This window comes from Roseateles sp., from assembly GCF_049240545.1.
Lineage (GTDB): Bacteria > Pseudomonadota > Gammaproteobacteria > Burkholderiales > Burkholderiaceae_C > Paucibacter_A.
Genome location: NZ_JBMLSK010000170.1, coordinates 17,250 through 36,929, shown reverse-complemented (window position 1 = coordinate 36,929; position 19,680 = coordinate 17,250). Strand labels below are relative to the sequence as shown.

The 19,680-nt window shown below is 61.5% G+C and carries 18 protein-coding genes; 12 read left to right on the top strand and 6 right to left on the bottom strand.

The genetic code is table 11. The features are described from left to right. Window positions 1-41: 41 nt before the first annotated feature. The 3 genes from ACOVRJ_RS11215 to ACOVRJ_RS11205 all read right to left on the bottom strand — a co-directional run bounded on the left by ACOVRJ_RS11215 (window position 42) and on the right by ACOVRJ_RS11205 (window position 3,781). On the bottom strand, window positions 42-1,004 hold the full coding sequence (locus tag ACOVRJ_RS11215) for an Hsp33 family molecular chaperone HslO (RefSeq protein ID WP_422043936.1): 963 nt from the start codon (window positions 1,002-1,004) through the stop codon (window positions 42-44). Beyond that, window positions 1,001-1,534, bottom strand: coding sequence for a gamma carbonic anhydrase family protein (locus ACOVRJ_RS11210; protein WP_422043935.1), 534 nt, complete (start codon window positions 1,532-1,534; stop codon window positions 1,001-1,003). The genes ACOVRJ_RS11215 and ACOVRJ_RS11210 overlap by 4 nt, the downstream gene beginning before the upstream one ends. Before the next feature lie 273 nt (window positions 1,535-1,807). Then, window positions 1,808-3,781 carry a hypothetical protein gene (locus ACOVRJ_RS11205; protein ID WP_422043934.1) on the bottom strand — a complete coding sequence of 658 codons (1,974 nt, stop codon included), beginning with the start codon at window positions 3,779-3,781 and terminating at the stop codon, window positions 1,808-1,810. Window positions 3,782-4,138: 357 nt separating this feature from the next. Between ACOVRJ_RS11205 and ACOVRJ_RS11200 the strand changes: the two genes are divergently transcribed. Continuing rightward, window positions 4,139-4,798 (top strand): substrate-binding periplasmic protein, encoded by a 660-nt coding sequence (locus ACOVRJ_RS11200; RefSeq protein WP_422043933.1) that lies wholly within the window; start codon window positions 4,139-4,141, stop codon window positions 4,796-4,798. Between the two features lie 25 nt (window positions 4,799-4,823). Here ACOVRJ_RS11200 and ACOVRJ_RS11195 read toward each other — a convergent pair whose 3' ends face one another. Both ACOVRJ_RS11195 and ACOVRJ_RS11190 read right to left on the bottom strand, forming a co-directional pair. After that, entirely contained in the window at window positions 4,824-6,041 is a 1,218-nt protein-coding gene (locus tag ACOVRJ_RS11195) for a pyridoxal phosphate-dependent decarboxylase family protein (protein WP_422043932.1), read from the bottom strand. 119 nt (window positions 6,042-6,160) lie between these two features. Beyond that, entirely contained in the window at window positions 6,161-6,685 is a 525-nt protein-coding gene (locus ACOVRJ_RS11190) for a cysteine hydrolase family protein (protein WP_422043931.1), read from the bottom strand. Between the two features lie 131 nt (window positions 6,686-6,816). Between ACOVRJ_RS11190 and ACOVRJ_RS11185 the strand changes: the two genes are divergently transcribed. From ACOVRJ_RS11185 to ACOVRJ_RS11170, 4 genes are all read left to right on the top strand, one after another. Then, window positions 6,817-7,791, top strand: a complete 975-nt coding sequence (locus ACOVRJ_RS11185; protein WP_422043930.1) for a helix-turn-helix domain-containing protein — start codon at window positions 6,817-6,819, stop codon at window positions 7,789-7,791. A gap of 288 nt (window positions 7,792-8,079) precedes the next feature. Continuing rightward, window positions 8,080-8,886, top strand: coding sequence for a ferritin-like domain-containing protein (locus ACOVRJ_RS11180; RefSeq protein ID WP_422043929.1), 807 nt, complete (start codon window positions 8,080-8,082; stop codon window positions 8,884-8,886). A gap of 112 nt (window positions 8,887-8,998) precedes the next feature. Then, complete coding sequence (locus ACOVRJ_RS11175; RefSeq protein WP_422043928.1) at window positions 8,999-9,910, top strand: DMT family transporter; 912 nt, start codon at window positions 8,999-9,001, stop codon at window positions 9,908-9,910. Window positions 9,911-10,078: 168 nt separating this feature from the next. After that, window positions 10,079-10,288: a hypothetical protein gene (locus ACOVRJ_RS11170; RefSeq protein WP_422043927.1), complete on the top strand. Its 210-nt coding sequence runs from the start codon at window positions 10,079-10,081 to the stop codon at window positions 10,286-10,288. 26 nt (window positions 10,289-10,314) lie between these two features. Here the strand turns inward: ACOVRJ_RS11170 and ACOVRJ_RS11165 are convergent, their stop codons facing one another. Then, complete coding sequence (locus ACOVRJ_RS11165; RefSeq protein ID WP_422043926.1) at window positions 10,315-10,785, bottom strand: Lrp/AsnC family transcriptional regulator; 471 nt, start codon at window positions 10,783-10,785, stop codon at window positions 10,315-10,317. A 173-nt stretch (window positions 10,786-10,958) separates the two neighbouring features. On the opposite strand from ACOVRJ_RS11165, the gene ACOVRJ_RS11160 reads away from it, so the two are divergent. The 7 genes from ACOVRJ_RS11160 (at window position 10,959) to ACOVRJ_RS11130 (ending at window position 19,680) form a co-directional block, all read left to right on the top strand. Next, the gene (locus ACOVRJ_RS11160) at window positions 10,959-12,266 is read left to right on the top strand and encodes an aspartate aminotransferase family protein (RefSeq protein ID WP_422043925.1); all 1,308 of its coding nucleotides are present in this window, start codon (window positions 10,959-10,961) and stop codon (window positions 12,264-12,266) included. A gap of 9 nt (window positions 12,267-12,275) precedes the next feature. Beyond that, window positions 12,276-13,604, top strand: coding sequence for an NAD(P)/FAD-dependent oxidoreductase (locus ACOVRJ_RS11155; protein ID WP_422043924.1), 1,329 nt, complete (start codon window positions 12,276-12,278; stop codon window positions 13,602-13,604). A gap of 26 nt (window positions 13,605-13,630) precedes the next feature. Next, window positions 13,631-14,422, top strand: coding sequence for a gamma-glutamyl-gamma-aminobutyrate hydrolase family protein (locus ACOVRJ_RS11150; protein WP_422043923.1), 792 nt, complete (start codon window positions 13,631-13,633; stop codon window positions 14,420-14,422). A gap of 54 nt (window positions 14,423-14,476) precedes the next feature. After that, window positions 14,477-15,844 carry a glutamine synthetase family protein gene (locus ACOVRJ_RS11145; RefSeq protein WP_422043922.1) on the top strand — a complete coding sequence of 456 codons (1,368 nt, stop codon included), beginning with the start codon at window positions 14,477-14,479 and terminating at the stop codon, window positions 15,842-15,844. An 18-nt stretch (window positions 15,845-15,862) separates the two neighbouring features. Further along, window positions 15,863-17,257, top strand: coding sequence for an aspartate aminotransferase family protein (locus tag ACOVRJ_RS11140; protein ID WP_422043921.1), 1,395 nt, complete (start codon window positions 15,863-15,865; stop codon window positions 17,255-17,257). Between the two features lie 144 nt (window positions 17,258-17,401). Next, complete coding sequence (locus ACOVRJ_RS11135) at window positions 17,402-18,553, top strand: polyamine ABC transporter substrate-binding protein (protein ID WP_422043920.1); 1,152 nt, start codon at window positions 17,402-17,404, stop codon at window positions 18,551-18,553. Between the two features lie 38 nt (window positions 18,554-18,591). After that, window positions 18,592-19,680 (top strand): ABC transporter ATP-binding protein, encoded by a 1,089-nt coding sequence (locus ACOVRJ_RS11130; RefSeq protein ID WP_422043919.1) that lies wholly within the window; start codon window positions 18,592-18,594, stop codon window positions 19,678-19,680.

Genomic DNA, 19,680 nt, shown 5'->3' with positions numbered 1-19,680 from the left:
GCTGCCATCTTAGTCATGCGCAGAGCGCGGCCAAGAAGGCATTACTGAACGGTGCCGCTGCCTCCGGCTTGCGCATGCTCGGCCGCGAACAATTCGCCCACATCGACCGCGTCAAAGTGATATTGCTGGCCGCAGAACTCGCAGCCGATCTCGACCTTGCCGCGTTCGGCCAGCACCGAATCCACCTCCTCGCGGCCCAAGCCCTTGAGCATCTGCCCGACTCGCCCGGTCGAACAGCTGCAGGCAAACTCGGGCGCGAGCGGCTCAAAGCGGCGCACCGTTTCTTCCCAGAACAGGCGACGCAAAACGGTTTCAGCATCCAAGCCCAACAACTCTTCTGAAGTCAGCGTTGAAGCCAGCATGCTGATGCGATTGAAGGCGTCAGACAGTCCAATATCGTCTTCATCACGCTTGCCCTGCCCCTCCAGATTGCCCTCTCCCTGCATCGGCAGGCGTTGAATCAAGAGTCCAGCAGCGATCTCGTCATTGGCGAACAAAATCATCTTGGTGTCGAGTTGCTCGGACTGCAACATATAGTGCTCCAGCACCTCCGACAGGTTTTGCAGCGGCTCGCGCTGATCGCCATGCAAGGGCACCACGCCTTGATAAGGCTGCTGGCCAGGCAGACGATCCTTGGGGTCGAGCGTGATCGCGCAGCGACCTTGGCCATGGACGTTCAACATGGCCTCCAGCTTGGCGCCCTCAGGCACCTCGCCGACCAGCTTGGCGGTGGCGCGAAAGCTCAGATCCGGCTGCACCTCGGCCACGGCCAACTTGACCGGTCCATCGCCAAAAACCTGCAAGACCAGCGCGCCATTGAACTTGATGTTGGACTGCATCAGCACGGCCGCAGCCGCCATCTCGCCCAGCAAGGCACGCAGTTCGGGAGGATGCGCCCCGACCACCTCGCGGCGTCTCAAGACCTCGCGCCAGCTGTCGGTCAAACGAACCAACATGCCGCGCACCGGCAGGCCTTCGAACAAAAATTTATGCAGTTCGCTCATGCAGAGCTTTCTTTCTTCTTCAGGCCTTGCGCGTAGCGCCGGCCATTGCCTATGTAATGCAGCGCACTGGCCCTCAGGCCCATGATCTGCTCGGGACTCAATTCACGCAGCACCTTGGCGGGGCTGCCGACGATCAGGCTGCCATCCGGGAACTCTTTGCCCTCGGTGACCAAGGCGCCGGCTCCCACCAAACAGTTGCGGCCAATGCGTGCGCCATTCAAGACCACCGCGCCGATGCCAATCAAAGAATGGTCGCCCACGGAACAACCATGCAACATGACCTTGTGGCCGACCGTCACGCCCTCACCCAAAACCAAGGGGAAGCCGTGGTCCGCATGCAGCACCGAGCCGTCCTGAATATTGCTGCCCGCGCCAATCGTCAATTGCTCGCTGTCGCCACGCAAAACAGCCTGGAACCAAACGGACACATCGGCGCCCAAGCTCACGCGGCCAATCACCTCGGCGCTCTCGGCCACCCAGGCCGACTCATCCACTTGGGGGCAATGCTCGTCCAACTGGTAAACAGCCATATCGTCCCTCCTGCCTTTGATGAAGTCTTTGGCCTTTGGCCCAAGGACGAGATTTTAGGCTGGCATCGGCAGCGCCCGCGAATCTCAGATCACGGGCTCGTACGTGAAGGCGTGGGGACTATTTGTCTGAGCTGAGCAGCGCCGACCAGCGGCCAATCCGTATTGATCTGAAGGCTCGGTGCCGATACCGAGCCTTCGCAGCCGCCTTGATGACCAGTTCGACCGGAGCACTGACGGGTTGCGGTCGGCCGCGCGGTGAGTCAACTCAGCCGCTCAGATCAATGAGCGTTTGAAGGCCAAGGCGGCATCGGTGCTCAGGTGTCGCAGCATGCCTTGCTCGCGCACTCCCCAGGGGTGACCTGGGGCCAAGTCCAGGACCAGCACGCCGGGGGTGGCATCGTCACCGACCATTGGAGCGAAGACTCGGGTCAGCCCGGATGGCAGCAAAAGCTGCTGCTCGGACCAGTCACGGCTGCATTCGGCACAGGGGTGCTGCGCATCATTGAGGGCGATGCTCAGCGGCAATCCCTCATGCTCACCTTTGGATGACTCGCCCAGTTGCAGCGCTTGGCCCGCGGCATTGGGCCGGTAGGTGGCCAGCAGTTCGACGCCCAACACCGACCTCAGGGCGCGGCCCAGGGCGGTGAAAATCAGCCCTGGACTCGGCTGCCGCCACAACTCCCGACTCAAGATGACCAGTTGCTGCAAGTCCTCATGCGCCGTCTGCAGTTTGTTCATGCGCGTTTCTTTTGCATGCGCCAAGGCCCTCGCATGTTGTCGCTCATTGCGGGCAATCTCAACCTGCTGCCGCCCATGCTTGGCGGCAATACTCCAACTCACCTGCTGCGCCAGCGCCGCCCGCCTCGCCATGGTGTAGGCCTCTTGCGGGCGACCGGCTTGGTCCAGCGCTTCGGCTGCGGCTTCCAAAAGGCGCGGCGGCGCTTGGAAACCCTCCAGGGCTTGTGCCTGCTCAAGCGCCAGATTCAGCCAAGCCAGCACCGCCTCCGGTGTACCGGCGCAGCGTTTCTCGATCTCCGCGAGCACTTGCCAGAGCTCCACCAGACTGGATTTCTGTTGTTGGATCGCTGCGGCCTTGGCGGCTTCCAGCGCCACCTCGCGCGCTTCATCGAGGCGGTTCAAATTCATCAGCGCGCGCGCGCGCCCCAGCACCACGTTGTTGCGCATATCGCTGGCGTGGGCCTGCATCTCGCGTTCACCGAGCGTTTCAAAATGCTTCAGCGCCGCTTCAAAATGGCCCTCATCCATCTCGGTGAGGCCGAGGTAATTCAGGGCCAGCATGGAGGTATGGCTGTTCGGGTGCTGAGCCAGGGTTTGCAGGCATTCGCGCAAGAGCTCGCGGGCGGAAGCGGTCTGGCCGACGCGACGCAAAGCTTCCCCGGTATGAGCCAGGCACAGGCCGATAGCGCCAGGCCAGCGGACCTTGCGCGCCAAGGTCAGGCCCTTCTTCAACCAAGTCAGTGCGGTCTCAAAGTCAGCAATTTGGGTGTAGGTATAGCCTTGATTGGACGCCACCGAAATCGCGCGGCGAACCTGCCCCGACTCCAGGCTGGCCTCATATGCCAGATTCAGCCAGCGGGCGGCTTCCAGGTAGTCGGATGCCAGGCCATGCTCCAGTGCTCGGTAGTCGGCCAGTGCCGCGCTGCTTTGCGTTCTCAGGCCGTAAAGACTGTGTGGCAGTTGTTCAGACCAAGTGACGCGGGCCAATTCAAAGTCGCGAAACAGGTCAGACCGAGCCAGGCTGGCTCGGTAGTAAAGCTGGCGCTCCGTGTCCCCGGCCTGATCGGCCAAATCAACCGCCTGCTGCATCGCCTCGCGATGGGCGTCGACTTCGCCTTTGTCGGCGTGCACACAAGAGCGCAGCCAAATCATGTCGGCCAGCGCGCAAGCATTCGGATAGGCCTCCAACTCGGTCCGCGCTTGGGCCAAACGCTGCTCGGCTTCGTCCAAGCTCATCATCAACATCGCGACTTCGGCCTGGATCAAGAACAAACGCCCGCGCATATGACTCAAGGCCGCCGGGTCGACGAAAGCAACCTGCTCCACCTCCCGCGCGAGCTCGGCTTGCAGACCGGTCGCCAACTCAAGTGCACGCGGGCTGTTGAGCTGCCGCAGACCCCAGGCGACATACAGGCGCGAGTTCCAATCTGACTGCTCGGTCAGCAGTGTGCTGGCCGCCAGCACATCCCGCTCCAGCGGGAACAGATCGAATTCATTTGCTATTGCCATCAAAGCCACCCTCAGGTTCAGTCAGCGCCCACAAGATCAAAACTGCCAGTTCCCGGGGCCTGCCGCTTTCAATGCGACAAGCCCGGACACTGCGCACAACAGAAAACTAACACAAGCCAGGAAGACAAAGAATCTGCCATGGCTCGCTTGGCTTCCTTCGTGGCCCTGCTGAGCAAGCGATCACCGCTGCCACGACGCATTTCTCAGGCCCTCTTGATGAGTTGCTTAAGTCACAATGGCACGAGCTTGGCCTTTGCGCGGCTATAGGAGCTTGGATTGCACATTCACAGAACAGCCGCGGCTTTGCTCTTGCTGTCGATCGGCTGCAGCCAACTCCATGCGGCCGAGGTCTTGCGCATGAGCGTTAGCAGCGCATGGAATCCTCCCTATGCGAAATTCGCGAATCAACGCTTGGTGGGCGGCATGGTCTTCGATCTTGGTGCGGCGCTAGAAAAGCAGCTGGCCATGAGGGTGAACTTTGTTGTACTGCCGCGCAAACGCATCGAAAGCGCGGGCCTAGCGGGCGAGGTCGATCTTCGCTGCTACACCACGCCTCAGTGGACCCAGAAGCCCGAGCACTACACGTGGAGCAAGAAGCTATGGGACATTTCTGACGTCATCTTTGGCGGTGAGAGCGTGTCGGAGCCTCAGGGCATCAAGTCCCTGCCCCTTGGGTCGGGAATCAGCACCGTGATTGGCTACAAGTATCCTGCTCTTGAGGCATCCTTTGCTGATGGCCACCTCAGACGGGAGGACGCGATAGACCAGGAAAAAGTCTTCCTGAAACTGACACTCGGACGTACGCCATACGGCGTCAGTGAGTCTCGTGCGCTGGACTGGTACGTACGCAACACGCCAAAGCACCGATTGGCCACCTGGCGGATGCCGTTTTCAAGCCAAGGCTTTCAATGTGCGATCCCCAATAACGGCCGTGTGAACGCACAGAAGATTCTGGACGCTTTGGACGTATTGCTTAGAGCGGGACAACTGGACGCGATTCTTGCGAACTATCGGTAGCTGATCCCTCGTCAATGGCCACAGGTCAAGCGGCACGCGCAGGCAGAACGTCCTGAATGCAGGCAATCAAAAGGCTGATGTCTGCACTCGGATTGGCCGCGACATTACGGAACCACCTCACACCCTCAATTGAGGTTGTCGACGTCGAACCGACAGGCAACTGCTGCAGTACCTGGTCAAACAAACCCTCGTCTTTGGGACGCCAGACCACAACGCCGGTTTGGGGTTCGGCAAATAGCTCAAGGCGCTTGTCAGCAGCCACAAAATCTCTCAAGTGGCGAGCAAGCCCCATGCAGTGCTCAATGCGCTGAGCAATTCCCTCGCGCCCCCAGGCCAGCAGCGTTGCCAACAGGGCTGTGGCCACGGCGCCATGAGAACCCAGAACGCCGACATTGGGCGTGGCAAGGTAGGCCCCACCAAAACTCACTGCCGCATGGGCTTTCGCGGTGTCCTTGAACAAAACCAGCGCCGACTCTTTGGGTTGAAACAGCCACTTGTGCGCGGACACGGCCACCGAATCAGCCGCCTCGATGCCGGCCAGTGAGTCGGCGTACCTGCTCAGTCGCAAGGGGCCTGCCCAGGCCGCATCGACATGGGTCCAGGCAGCCTTGCCGGCCCAATGAAGTGGGTCGATGGCACCTGTACTGGTCGCTCCGGCTGTAAGGACCAAGGCAGACTGACTCAAGTCGCTCGGCAAGCACGCCGCGTCCATCGAACCCTTGGCGTCTATCGGCACGCTCTGGTATTTCAGACCCAAGAGATGCGCCGCTTTTGCAATGGAGAGATGAGCACCCGCCGATGCGATCACCGCCCTAATGCCGGCACATTCGCGCGCAGCCCACAAGGCGGTCAAATTGGCCACGCTTGAACCCGGCGTCATGTGCCCGCCGTTCATGCCAAAGCATGGCGCAAGCCATGCCACGACCTGCTCTTCCATTTGGCGAGCCACAGGTGCTGTGGCGGGGTGAAGCAGGTTCTGATTGAGCGACGCGTTCCAAAGCGTCATGGCCCACGTGATCCAGGGCGTTGGCGGGTCCATGTGGGCAAATGACGTGGCTTCGCCCAAACGCGCGGCGCCGCCAAGAATGCTCGGGGCAAGCAAATTCAGTGCAGCCCTTGAACCCATCCCGACCTGTGGCAGTTCTGAATCCAGGGATAGCGCGGCCGCACTGCTGAAGTCACGACTCATCAACTCGACGGCCTGATGCAGTCCCTCCGAGTCGAGTTGAAATTCTTTGTCCATGCTGCTTACCTCCATTGCCATCTGAAACTGAGCGTCAGTTGCCCGCCAATTCGCTCCGGCTTGCAGGGCTTTTGGGACTTGCGCCGGCACCGCCTGCTCCACACCCCAATGTTCGGCGATCAGGCCCCTATCGACTCGGAAGATACCAGTCGAACACGGGTCGACAAGGCATGCAGGGCAATGGCGTGGAGCATCTCGCTGACCGTGGTGCAAGCGTTGGTGAGCACCGTCACGCGCTCGTAGGCATCCGCTTGGCGAGCCAGGGCCGTGTGGGTCACACAGTTCTGCGTCATCATGCCGCAGAGCACCAGTTCGGTGACGCCCAGCGACTGCAGTGTCGAGTGCAGCGTGGTGCGCTCGAAGCTGTCGGCGAAATGCTTGACCACCACGGGTGCATCCGGCGCGGCCGCCAAGATGCGGGGATGGATCATCACGCCTTCGGTGCCGGCGTTGAAGAACGGGGCGATGCCCTGGGTGGCGTCGGCCACGTGCTGCACATGGATCACCGGCAGGCCTCTTGCTTGCGCATCGCGGATCGCCTGCTCAACAGCGACCAAGGTGGCTTCGGTATTGGCCAGCGGGAAGGCGCCGCCAGGAAAGTAGTCGTTCTGCAGATCGATCAGCAGCAAGGCTGGTTTGGACATGGAAGTTCTCCGGGGCAATGAGTGAAGTCTTCATTCTTGCGAGAACAGTCGCGCGCGGCCACCGGCCCGAAAGTCAATTATCGGTAAGATCAGGCCAACTTGTATTTACTACTTCCAATTCATCGATGCCAATGAGTTCACCTGCCGCTGAGCAAGCGCCGCGTCGCCGCGTGGCGGTGGTGGCGTTCGAAGGAATCAGCCCGTTTCATCTTTCGGTGCCTTGCGTGGTGTTCGGCGAGGGCCTGGCGCCAGACAGACCCTTCGACCTCGTCGTGTGCAGCGTGGACCCCGCACCCGTGCGAACCAGCGCGGGCTTTGCCTTGACCGCTTTGCCATCGTTGCGCGCCCTGCAGAAAGCCGATGTGGTGATCGTGCCGAGTTGGCGTGACGTCAACGAGCGCCCCCCGGAGCCGCTGCTGCGCGCCCTGCGTGCCGCTCATGCGCGTGGCGCCCTCATCGTGGGGCTTTGCTTGGGCAGTCATGTGCTGGCCGAGGCTGGTCTGCTGGCAGGTGGGCGGGCCACCACCCACTGGGAGTACGCCCCGCTGTTCGCCCAACGTTTCACCGACGTCAAGGTGGAGCCAGACGTGCTCTACGTCCAGGAGGGGCGCGTGCTCACCTCGGCAGGCACCGCCGCCGGCCTGGATGCATGCCTGCATCTGGTGCGGCAGCAATTGGGCGGCGAACGGGCCAATCAGTTGGCGCGGCGACTGGTGATCCCACCGCACCGCGAAGGGGGGCAGTCGCAATACATCCAGCAGCCCTTGCCCAAAGCCCGCACCGGGACTCGGTTGGGCCGGTTGATGGACGAGGTGCGCGCCCGACTGCATGAGTCGCACAGCTTGGACTCCTTGGCTCATGAGGCCGGCCTCAGCCGCCGCACCCTCACCCGGCAATTCAAGGCCTTGACCGGCACCTCGGTGCAGGTCTGGTTGCAGGCAGAGCGCGTGCAGTTGGCCCAGCGCCTGCTGGAGCGCGGACCGCTGAGCATCGAGCGCGTGGCCGAACAGGCCGGTTTTGGCTCCGCGGAATCATTCCGCCTTCAGTTCAGGCAATCGGTGGGCGTGTCGCCCAGTCAGTGGCGCAAAACCTTCGCAGCGGGCTGAATGCCGCGGAGGGTAGCGTTCGGATGTGGCGTCGACATACGCCCAGCGGAACTCTCAATAGCAGGGTGCTGCCGCAGCGCTCGTTTGCTCGGCCACATCGAGCGACTGCCGCGGGCTTCCAGTTTTGAGCAATCACCCGCAATGGGCGACAGCAATGCCCGAATCTGCCGGATGTGCGCCAGCTAGCTGTGCCGCAAAGCTGCGCAACTGAAGATTTTGAGAGTCGCGGCGCTTCTGCGTCAGACGAGCACACCCGACACGGGCGGGCACACCGTGATAATCCCGCCCATGGAAATTCGCGCCGCTGCTCTCGACATTCTTTGCATCAAAGTTCCCAGCGCCAAGGCTCAAGCAGCGCGCGCCTTGTATGACTTGGCACAGCAAGGACGTACGACTTTGAATGAGTCCCATCGGCTCGAATGTCCGGCGGAATTGCCCGGGCGCCCCGAGCGGCCACGCCTGCTGTCGGCGCTGCAGGTGCCAAACCGCTCCCCTTTCACCCCCGAAGGCCGTGCCGCATTGCTGCATGCGATTGCGCATATCGAGTTCAATGCGATCAATCTGGCGCTGGATGCGATCTGGCGCTTCCCCGACATGCCGGCGGCGTTTTATCTGGATTGGCTCCAGGTGGCCGCCGAAGAGGCTTTTCATTTCGATCTCTTGCATCAGCACCTGCAAACCAGCCTGGGTCGCAGCTACGGCGACTTTGACGCCCATGACGGCTTGTGGACCATGGCCGAACGAACCGCCGGCGATGCGCTGGCACGGATGGCCCTAGTACCACGTACCCTGGAGGCTCGCGGGCTGGATGCCACGCCGCCGCTACAAGCCAAGCTGGCCCGAGCGGGGGATCACAAAGCGGTCGAGATTCTCGACATCATCCTGCGTGACGAAGTGGGGCATGTGCTGATTGGCAACCGCTGGTATGCCCACTTGTGTCAACAGCAGGGTTTGGACCCCATCGCGCATTACCCGGAACTGGTCAAGCGTTATGAAGCGCCAAAGCTTCGCCCCCCCTTCAATATGCAAGCGCGTGAAGCGGCCGGCTTCAGTGCAGAGGAATTGGCCTATTTGCAGGCTTGGTCGCAGCACTGAGGGCGCGATTCGTCCGGCACCCGCATGTGCCAGCAGGTGCCAGCAGCCACCTGCTCGATAATCGAGGGTTTTTACCCCTCGGGCAGCGCCCGTGCCACCGAGACTCCTGCCCATGAGCCGCATCCGCGCCAACTTGCTGTTGATCTTTATTGCCGTGATTTGGGGCTCGGCCTTTGTCGCGCAAAGCCTGGGGATGGACCACCTGGGGCCGATGGCCTTCACCGGGATCCGCTTCCTGATTGGCGCCTTGGTTGTGGCGCCCCTGATGTGGCGCGAATGGCAAACGCTGAAGACCCAGGGCCGACCCTTGCGCCGGGTTGACGGGGCCAAGATCGCCGGCCTGGGAAGCCTTTTGTTGATGGGCGCGGCGATGCAGCAAATCGGCATCGTCAGCACCACCGTGACCAATGCCGGTTTCTTGACGGCCCTGTATGTCCCCCTGGTCCCCGTCTTGGGTTGGCTGCTGTGGCGTCACTTGCCGCATTGGTCGGTCTGGCCCGGCGCCTTGGCTTGCTTGGTGGGCGCCTATCTGTTGTCGGGCGCACAGTCTTTGACGATCGGGCGCGGCGATTTGTGGGTGATTCTGTCCGCCCTGCCCTGGGCTTTCCACGTCGTACTGATCGGCCGGGTGGCGGATCGCATGGCTGCGCCTTTCTTGGTGGCGGGCGGGCAGTTTGCGGTTTGTGGGGTCCTCGCTTTGGGCTGGGCCCTGTTCAATGAACCGATCAGCGCGAGCGCCATTCAGGCCGCTGCCGGGGCTCTGCTCTACACCGGCGTGTTCTCGGTCGGCATTGCCTTCACTGCCCAAGTGGTCGCGCAGCGCTACGCCCATGCGGCCGATGCGGCCATCATCTTGTCCTCCGAGACCTTGTTCGCCGCCATGTTTGGCTACTTCATGATGGGAGATCGCCTGAGCCCGGCCGGGCTGCTGGGTTGCGCCCTGATCTTCACCAGCATGATGCTGATCCAGCTGATTCCGATGTTTTCAATGCTCAAAAAGAGCATTAATTCACGAATCCTTTAAAACTAGGGATTTCCCTTGGTTTTGTCATAGGGTTTTCACTAATCACTGTGACACTCACGGCCGTGATGCAGCAATTGATGCATCAAACGGCCTGAGCCAAGTGGATGTTTTGCTTTGCCTCGGGCCTTTTCAGAAAACTTCGAACAACTCATCTGAAAGAGCACCGACATGTTTGCACTGTCCAACTTCATCGCCACTTCGCAACACTATTTTGTGTCGCCCATGCCCGCCGCCGATGCACGCCTGGCAGCTCCAAGCGCCACGCAGGGAAGTTTTGGCAGCCAGTCCTTGAGCTCCAAGGGCGAAGAATGGGTGACGGCCGCCGCCTTCACCTTGGCTTGGTTGACCTCCTTGACCGCCGTGGTCGCCGCTGCCTGATCGGTCGACTCAAAACACGAGACGGCTCAAAGATTGAAAGCCGTGGTCCTCTTGATGGTGCGCAGTACCAGCATGGAATTGGACCGCGCCACCTCGGGCAGTTGCATCAAGACGTCGGTATGGAAGCGCTCCAGCTCCTCGGCGTCTTTGTAGGCAAAGCGGATCACATAGTCATTGGTCCCCGCCACATAGAAGCAGTCCAGGATGTCCGGACTGTCTTGCACCGCTTGCTCAAAGGCCGCCAAGGCGGCCGTCGTCATCCGCTCGAGGTTGATGATGGTGTAGCTAGTGCCCTGCTTGCCCACCGCTTTGGGGTTCAGCAGCGCCACATACTGGGCAATCACCCCAGTCTCCTCCAAATGCTTGACGCGCCTTAAACAGGCCGAGGGCGAGAGGTGCACCCGTTGCGCCAGCTCGATATTGGGCAAACGACCATCGCGCTGCAGCTCGTTCAGGATGTTGCGGTCGATCGCATCCAATTTCACTTCAGAACTCATAAATCGAATAATTCGTCGTTTTGTTGATGAATTATCGCAGCGGATTGCAAATCCACGGGTTTATCGGGTCCCATTGCGCTCGCACATTGCGTCACCGCTTGACTAGACTGTTAGGAAGAAATGAGGCAGATCCATCGCCTCAATCGCCCGTTCAGATCTAGGAGTACCCGCCCATGTCCAGCCCCCGTGACGCTTATTGGATGCCGTTCACCGCGAACCGCCAGTTCAAAAAGTCACCGCGCCTGATCACCCGTGCCGATGGCATGTATTTCCACGATGACCAGGGCCGCCAAGTGCTGGACGGTATCGCCGGCCTGTGGTGCGTGAACGCCGGCCACAACCGGCCGCGCATCGTAGAGGCCATTCAAAAGCAAGCCGCCGAGTTGGACTTTGCCCCGCCTTTTCAAATGGGCCACCCGAAAGCCTTCGAGTTGGCCGAGCGTCTGACCGCCCTCGCACCCGCCGGCATGGGCAAGGCTTTTTTCACCAACTCGGGCTCGGAGTCAGTGGACACGGCGCTCAAGATGGCCATCGCCTACCACCGCGTCCGCGGCGAAGGCGCGCGAACCCGGCTGATCGGCCGCGAGCGCGGCTACCACGGCGTCAACTTTGGTGGCATTTCGGTCGGCGGCATGGTCGGCAACCGCAAGATGTTTGGCCAGATGCTGGGCGGCGTAGACCATATTCGCCACACCCACGACCCCGCGCGCAACGCCTTCTCGGTGGGCCAGCCGGTTTACGGGGCCGAGTTCGCCAATGACTTGGAGAACCTGATCGCCCTGCATGACGCCTCCACCATCGCGGCCGTCATCGTCGAGCCGGTGGCCGGTTCCACCGGGGTGCTGATCCCGCCGCAAGGCTATCTGCAGCGCCTGCGCGAGATCTGCGACAAGCACGGCATTTTGCTGATCTTTGACGAGGTCATCACCGGCTTTGGCCGCACCGGCAATCCTTTTGGCGCCCAGACCTTTGGCGTCACACCCGACCTGATGACCGTGGCCAAGGGCCTTACCAATGGCTGCGTGCCCATGGGCGCGGTACTGGCCAAGGACTTCATCTACGAGGCCTTTATGCAAGGTCCCGAACACCTGATCGAGTTCTTCCACGGCTACACCTACTCGGCCCACCCGCTGGCCTGCGCCGCCGCTCTCGGCACGCTGGACACCTATGCCGAAGACGGCCTACTGACCCGCGCCAACGAGATGCAGGGTTATTTCGCCGAGGCCCTGCATTCGCTGAAGGACGCACCGCATGTGATCGACATCCGCAATATCGGCTTGGTCGGTGGCGTGGAGTTGGCGCCGCTGCCGGGCGAGCCGGGTAAGCGCGCCTTCTCTGTCTTCTTGGATTGCTGGGAAAAAGGCGTCTTGATCCGCACCACCGGCGACACCATCGCCCTGAGCCCGCCGCTGATCATCGAGCGTCAACATATCGATCACATCGTCGACACCGTGCGCGGCGCACTCAAACGGGCGGCTTGAATCTTAGACATGAGTTCGCTGCTCGACTCTGACCGCAAACTGGCGCAAGACAGCTATTACGCTGCCAGCGCGCCGCGCACGCAGCGGTTTGCGCCCTTGCAGGGCAGCATCGCTTGTGACGTTGCCATCGTCGGCGGCGGCTTGGCCGGCCTCTCAGCGGCCATCGAATTGGCGGATCGCGGCATGACGGTTGTCTTGCTGGAAGCGGGCCAAGTCGGCGGCGGCGCCTCCGGCCGCAATGGCGGTCAAGCACTGGCCGGCCTGGCCTGCGAGCAAGCGAACATCGAAGCGCAACTCGGCCTGGCCGAGTCGCAACGCATCTGGGCCATGAGCCTGGAAGCCATTGCCTTGATCCAGCAGCGCTGCCAGCGCTTTGGCATTGACTGCGAATGGCAAGAGGGCTATCTGAGTCTCGCCACCAGCCCTCGCAAAGCCCGGCAATTGCAGGAGTGGAACGAGGGCATGGCGCGTGATTACGGGCACCAGCAGCGCTGGCTGACGGCCGCCGAGATGCCAGACTGGATCGCCAGCGAGCGCTTCCATGGCGGTGTGTACGACAGCGCCTCCGGCCATTTGCATCCCCTCAAATACTGCCTGGGTCTGGCCCAAGCAGCGGCTGCGCTGAAGGTGAGCTTGTTTGAGCACAGCGCAGTTTCGTCCATGCAAGAAGCCCAGGGGCTCGTCACGCTGAGCACCACCTCACCCAGCGGCTCTGGGCAGGTCAAGGCCAAGCAAGTGCTGCTGGCCGGCAATGTCTATCTGCCCGAGATTGCGCCGCAATTGGCCCCGAGTTTGAGTGCCCGCATCATGCCAGTCGGCACCTATATCGCTTGCACCGAGCCCTTGCCTGAGCCGCGCCTGCGGGCGCTGATTCCCTCGCGTGCGGCGGTCTGCGACACCAATTTCGTGCTGGACTACTTCCGCCCCACGGCCGACCAGCGCTTGCTCTACGGCGGTCGGGTCAGCTACAGCACGCTCTCGCCGCGAGACCTGAAGGCCAGCATGCGCGAACGCATGCTGCTGAGCTTCCCGCAGATGGCGGACGTGCAGATGCAATATGGCTGGGGCGGCTTTGTCGACATCTCGATGAACCGGGCGCCCGATTTTGGCCGCCTGGGTGAGCGACAGAACATCTATTACCTGCAAGGCTTCTCGGGCCATGGCCTGGCTTTGAGCGGCATGGCCGGCAAGCTAGTTGCCGAGGCCATGCTGGGCGACGCCGGCCGCTTTGACATCTTTGCAAAGTTGAAACACCGCCCCTTCCCTGGCGGCCGATTGATGCGCATGCCGGCCCTGGTACTGGGCATGAGCTACTACCGATTGAGGGACATGCTTTGAGTTCGCTAACTGCTGAAGCAAGCGTCATGTTGAAAAATCAAAAGTCAGGCAAGCCGGGCAAACCGGTCGTACTGGTGCCCGCCTGCAACCGCATGGTGGGCGATCACCCCTTTCACATAGCCGGCAAGAAGTACATCGACGCGGTGCGCCTGGCGGGCTGCCTGCCGCTGATCGTGCCGTCCAGCACGCCAGAAGAACTCGATGAACTGCTGGCGCTGGCCGACGGTGTGCTCTTGACCGGTTCGCCCTCCAATGTGCACCCCAGCCATTTCGATGAAACGGTGCACAACCCCGCCCTGCCGCTGGATGCAGAGCGCGACGCCTGGACCCTGCCCTTGGTGCCCAAAGCCCTGGCCCTGGGCATGCCGCTGTTCGCCATTTGCCGCGGTTTTCAAGAAGCCAATGTCGCACTGGGCGGCTCGCTGCACCAAGCGGTGCAAGAACAGAGCGGCTTGAACGATCACCGTGCGCCCGAGGGTCAGCCGCCCGAGATTCAATACGCCGAACAGCACCAGGTGCTGGTGCTGCCTGGCGGCATGCTGGCCGAGCTGCTGGGGCGCGAAGCCTTCGCGGTCAACTCGTTGCATGGTCAAGGAGTCAAGCAGTTGGCCCCCGGCTTGCGCATCGAGGCGGTGGCGGAAGACGGCTTGGTCGAAGCCTTCTCCCATGCGCCCTCGCCCGGCTTCAATCTCTGCGTGCAGTGGCACCCGGAATGGCGCGCCGCCAGCAACCCGGTGTCCATGGCCTTGCTACAGGCTTTCGGCCAAGCCTGCAGCAATTACCAAAGCAGCAAACACGGGCTAGAACCAGAAACCTAGCGCCAAGCCTCCACTCCATTCGGTCTCAAGAACACAGCTTCAAGGTGAATCACGATGGTGAATCGAACGCAATTTTCTTTCAGCGAGTTGGAACAGTGGCTGCAACAACAAAGGGTGACCGAGATCGAGTGTCTGGTCCCTGACCTGACCGGGGTGGCGCGCGGCAAGATCCTGCCGCGCCAAAAGTTCACCGAAGACCGCGGCATGCGCTTGCCCGAGGCGGTGGTCGCCATGGGCGTGACCGGCGAGTTCCCGGAAGAAGGGCCTTACTACGACGTCATCAGCCCGAATGACCGCGATATGCACCTGCGCGCCGACCCGACCACGGCCCGCCTGGTCCCCTGGGCCATCGACCCCACCGCGCAAATCATTCACGACTGCTTTGATCGCCATGGCGAGTTGGTGCCGTTTGCACCGCGCTCGGTCTTGCGCCGTGTCTGCGGCTTGTTCGAAGCCGAGGGCTGGGACCCAGTAGTCGCCCCCGAGTTGGAGTTCTATCTGGTGGCCCGCAACAGCGACCCGGACATGCCGCTGAAGCCGCCCATCGGCCGCTCCGGCCGCGCCGAGACCTCGCGCCAGGCCTACTCGATCGACGCGGTCAATGAATTCGACCCGCTGTTCGAAGACGTCTACGACTACTGCGAAAAGATGGAGCTCAACGTCGACACCTTGATCCATGAGGTGGGCGCCGGGCAGATGGAAATCAACTTCTTCCACGCCCACCCCATGGGTCTGGCCGACGAGGTGTTTTTCTTCAAGCGCACGGTGCGTGAGGCGGCGCTGCGCCACGATATGTTTGCCACCTTCATGGCCAAGCCGATTGCCGGAGAACCCGGCAGCGCCATGCATGTGCATCAAAGCGTGATCAACAAAAAGACCGGCCGCAATCTCTTCAGCAACGAAGACGGTTCGCCCAGCCAAGAGTTCTATTGGTACATCGGTGGCTTGCAAAAATACATCCCCGCTGCCATGGCTCTGTTCGCCCCCTATGTCAACAGCTACCGGCGCCTGGCGCGTTTCACCGCAGCACCCATCAATATTCAGTGGGGCACCGACAACCGCACGGTGGGCATCCGCTCACCGTTGGCCGAACCGAATGCGCGCCGCATCGAGAACCGCGTCATCGGTGCCGATGCCAACCCCTATGTGGCGCTCGCCGCCACGCTGGCCTGCGGCTACTTGGGCATCAAGAACAAGGTGGAACCCTCGCCGGAGTGCAAGGGCGACGCCTATTTGGGCGACTTCCAGCTGCCGCGCAGCCTGGGCGAAGCGCTCAATCAATTGCGCGCCGAGAAGGACTTGGCCGCGGTGCTGGGCGAGTCCTTTGTGACCGTGTACTCCGAGGTAAAGGAGATCGAGTACGCAGAGTTCATGAAGGTGATCTCGCCCTGGGAACGCGAGCACCTGCTGCTGCATGTTTGAAGCACAAGGAACAAGGCCATGACGACAACGACACGTAGCACTCAGGCTTGGCAGACCGCCGACGCCAGCCACTTTCTGCACCCATTCACCGACTTTCAAGGCCTGGCCAAGAAGGGCTCACGCATCATCACGCGGGCCGACAACATCTATCTCTGGGACAGCGAAGGCCACAAGATTCTTGACGGCATGAGCGGTCTTTGGTGCGTGAACATCGGCTACGGGCAGCAAAGCCTGATCGATGCCGCCGCCGAGCAGATGAAGCAGCTGCCCTTCTACAACGCTTTCTTCCAAACCGCCACCATGCCGGCCATCGAGTTGGCCGAGCTGCTGGCCGAGATCGCCCCGCCGGGCTTCGAGCATGTGTTCTTCACCGGCTCGGGCTCGGAAGGTAACGATACGATTGTGCGGATGGTGCGGCGCTACTGGGATGTGCTGGGCCAGCCCGAGCGGCAGGTCATCATCGGCCGCAACAACGGCTATCACGGCTCCACCATGGCGGGGGCCTCGCTGGGCGGCATGAGTGGCATGCATGCGCAGGGCGGCCTGCCCATCCCCAATATCAGCCATATCGAGCAGCCGCATTGGTTTGAGCATGGCCAGGGCATGAGCCGCGAAGACTTCGGCATCAAGGCCGCCCGTTGGTTGGAAGACAAGATCCTCGCCCTGGGCGCCAATCGGGTCGCGGCCTTTATCGGCGAGCCGGTGCAAGGCGCGGGCGGCGTGATCGTGCCGCCCTCGACTTACTGGCCCGAGATCCAGCGCATCTGCGAGAAGTACGGCATCTTGCTGGTCAGCGATGAAGTGATCTGCGGCTTTGGCCGCACCGGCAACTGGTTCGGCTGCGAGACCCTGGGTTTCAAGCCGGATCTGATGACGTTTGCCAAGGGCGTGACCTCGGGCTACATCCCCTTGGGCGGTGTGCTGGTGGGCGAGCGCGTGGCCAAAGTCTTGATCGAGCAAGGCGGCGAGTTCAACCACGGCTTCACCTACTCGGGCCACCCCACCGCCTGCGCCGTGGCCCTGGCCAATTTGAAGCTGCTGCGCGAGCAAAAGGTGGTGGAGCATGTGCGCGAAAACATCGGGCCCTATCTGGCCCAGCGCTTTGCCGAGTTGAACGGGCACCCGCTGGTCGGCGAAACCCAGAGCTGCGGAATGATGGCCGCGGTGCAATTGGTGAAGAAAAAAGCCAGCGGCCAAGACGGCCCGCAGGTCTTCGACCCAGCCCTGGAGGTTGGCATGATGTGCCGCGCCCATTGCTTCGGTAATGGCTTGATCATGCGAGCCGTGGGTGACCGCATGATCGTGGCGCCACCGCTGGTGATGACGCGAGCGCAGATCGACGAAATGATGACCTTGATTCGCCGCTGTCTGGACTTGACGCTGGAGGAATTGATGCGTCGAGATCTGCTGTAAGCCCCAGTGCTGCGGCGGTGTCTTGTCCACCACAACTGCGGGTTTCGATGGATGGGCACAGCGCCCACAAACCCTAGACTGATTGAAGTTCTTTGCTTGTTGTTGCTTGTTTTTTGCTCAGCCTTTTTTGAGAGGAAACCTTCCATGAACTTGATCGCTTCGCGTCGCACCCTCCCCCGTTTCGGCGCGACTTTGAACTCGTTGATGTCGGCCGGTTTGCTGACGGCGGCCGCCTTGTTGAGCCCGGCCGCACAGGCGCAAGAAGAAGAGAAGATCCTCAACATCTACAACTGGTCCGACTACATCGCCGAAGACACGATCAAGAACTTCGAGAAAGAAACCGGCATCAAGGTGCGTTACGACAATTTCGACAACAACGAAATCGTCCACGCCAAGCTGGTGGCCGGCAAGACCGGCTACGACATCGTCGTGCCCTCCAGCTACTGGGCCAAGCTGCAGGCCGATGGCGGCTTGCTGCGCAAGATCGACAAGAGCCAGATCCCCAACTACAAGAACCTCGACCCCGAGGTGCAGGCGCAGCTCGCCAAGCTTGACCCCGGCAATGAGTTCTTCGTCAACTGGCTCTGGGGCTTTACCACCGTCGGCATCAATGTGGACAAGGTCAAGGCGGCACTCGGCAGCATGCCCATGCCAGAGAACGCTTGGGACCTGCTCTTCAAGCCCGAGTACATCAGCAAGCTCAAGAGCTGCGGTGTGAGCATGTTGGACTCGGCGACCGAGGTGGTGCCCGCCGCCCTGCACTATTTGGGCAAGCCACCCTACACCAAGTCCATCGGCGACTTTGCAGGGGTGCCGGCCTTGTTGAAGGCGATTCGCCCCAGCGTGACCTTGTTCAGCTCCTCCGGCTATATCAATGATTTGGCCAATGGCTCGATCTGCCTGGCGCTAGGCTTCTCGGGCGACATCAACATCGCCCGCCAGCGCGCCATTGATGGCAAGACCGGCCAGAAGATCGAAGCCCTGATTCCCAAGTCCGGCGGCATCATCTTCATGGATGTGATGGTGATCCCGGCCGACGCACCGCGCCCCGGCAATGCGCACAAATTCATCAATTACATCTTGCGCCCCGAGGTGCACGCCAGCCTCACCAACAAGGTCTTCTACGCCAATCCGAACAAAGAGGCCAAGAAGTTCGTCAAGCCCGAGGTGGCCAACAACCCCAGCGTGTTCTTGAGCGATGCGGACATGAAGAAGATGGCCGCGCCCGACTCCATCAACAACGACATCCGGCGCCAGATGACGCGCATCTACACCTCCTTCAAGACCGGTCTGTAAACCCACCCTGCCACGGCCCCAGCGAGAACCCTTCACCGATGAGCAGCAACTACCTCCAAATTGACAATGTGGTGAAGGACTTCGGCGGCGGTGCCGTGGCCGTGGACCGCGTCTCCATCGATATCGCCAAGGGCGAGATCTTCGCCCTGCTGGGCTCATCCGGCTGCGGCAAGACCACCTTGCTGCGCATGTTGGCCGGCTTCGAAACCCCCAGCAGCGGCCGCATCATCCTGAATGGCCAAGACCTGGCCGGTCTGCCGCCCTATGCGCGGCCCATCAATATGATGTTCCAGAGCTATGCGCTCTTTCCGCATCTGACGGTGTGGGACAACATCGCCTTCGGCCTGCGCCGCGATGGTCTGCCCAAGGATCAAATCTCGACTCAGGTCGAGGCCATGCTCAAGCTGGTGCAGTTGGGCAAATATGCGCAGCGCAAGCCGCACCAGCTGTCGGGCGGCCAGCAGCAACGGGTCGCCCTGGCGCGCAGCCTGGCCAAGAAGCCGCAGCTGCTTTTGCTCGACGAGCCGCTCGGCGCCCTGGACAAAAAGCTGCGCGAACAGACCCAGATTGAATTGGTCAACATCATCGAAAGCGTGGGCGTGACCTGCGTGATGGTCACCCATGACCAAGAAGAAGCGATGACCATGGCCACACGTATCGCGGTGATGAGCGAGGGCCGCATCTTGCAAATTGGCGCGCCGGCGGACATTTACGAAACCCCGTCCAGCCGCTTCGTCGCCGACTTCATCGGCAATGTCAATTTGATGGAAGGCACGCTCAGCGTCGATGAGCCCGACCATGTGGTGATCAGCTGTCAGGACTGCCAACACTATGTAGGCCACGGCATCACCGGCACCGCCGGCATGGCAGTGAGCGTGGCCTTGAGGCCTGAGAAGATTCGGCTCAGCATCGAAAAGCCCGAGGGGGAGTTCAATCAAGTCCGGGCCAAGGTCCACGAGCTGTCCTATTTTGGCGCCTTCACCGTCTATCACCTGCAACTGCCCAGCGGCCAGGTGATCAAGGTCAGCGAGAGCAATCTGGCACGCTACCGCGAGACCCCGCTGACCTGGGATCAAGAGGTCTGGGCGTCTTGGTCCCCTAACGCGCAAGTGGTGCTGACGCACTGA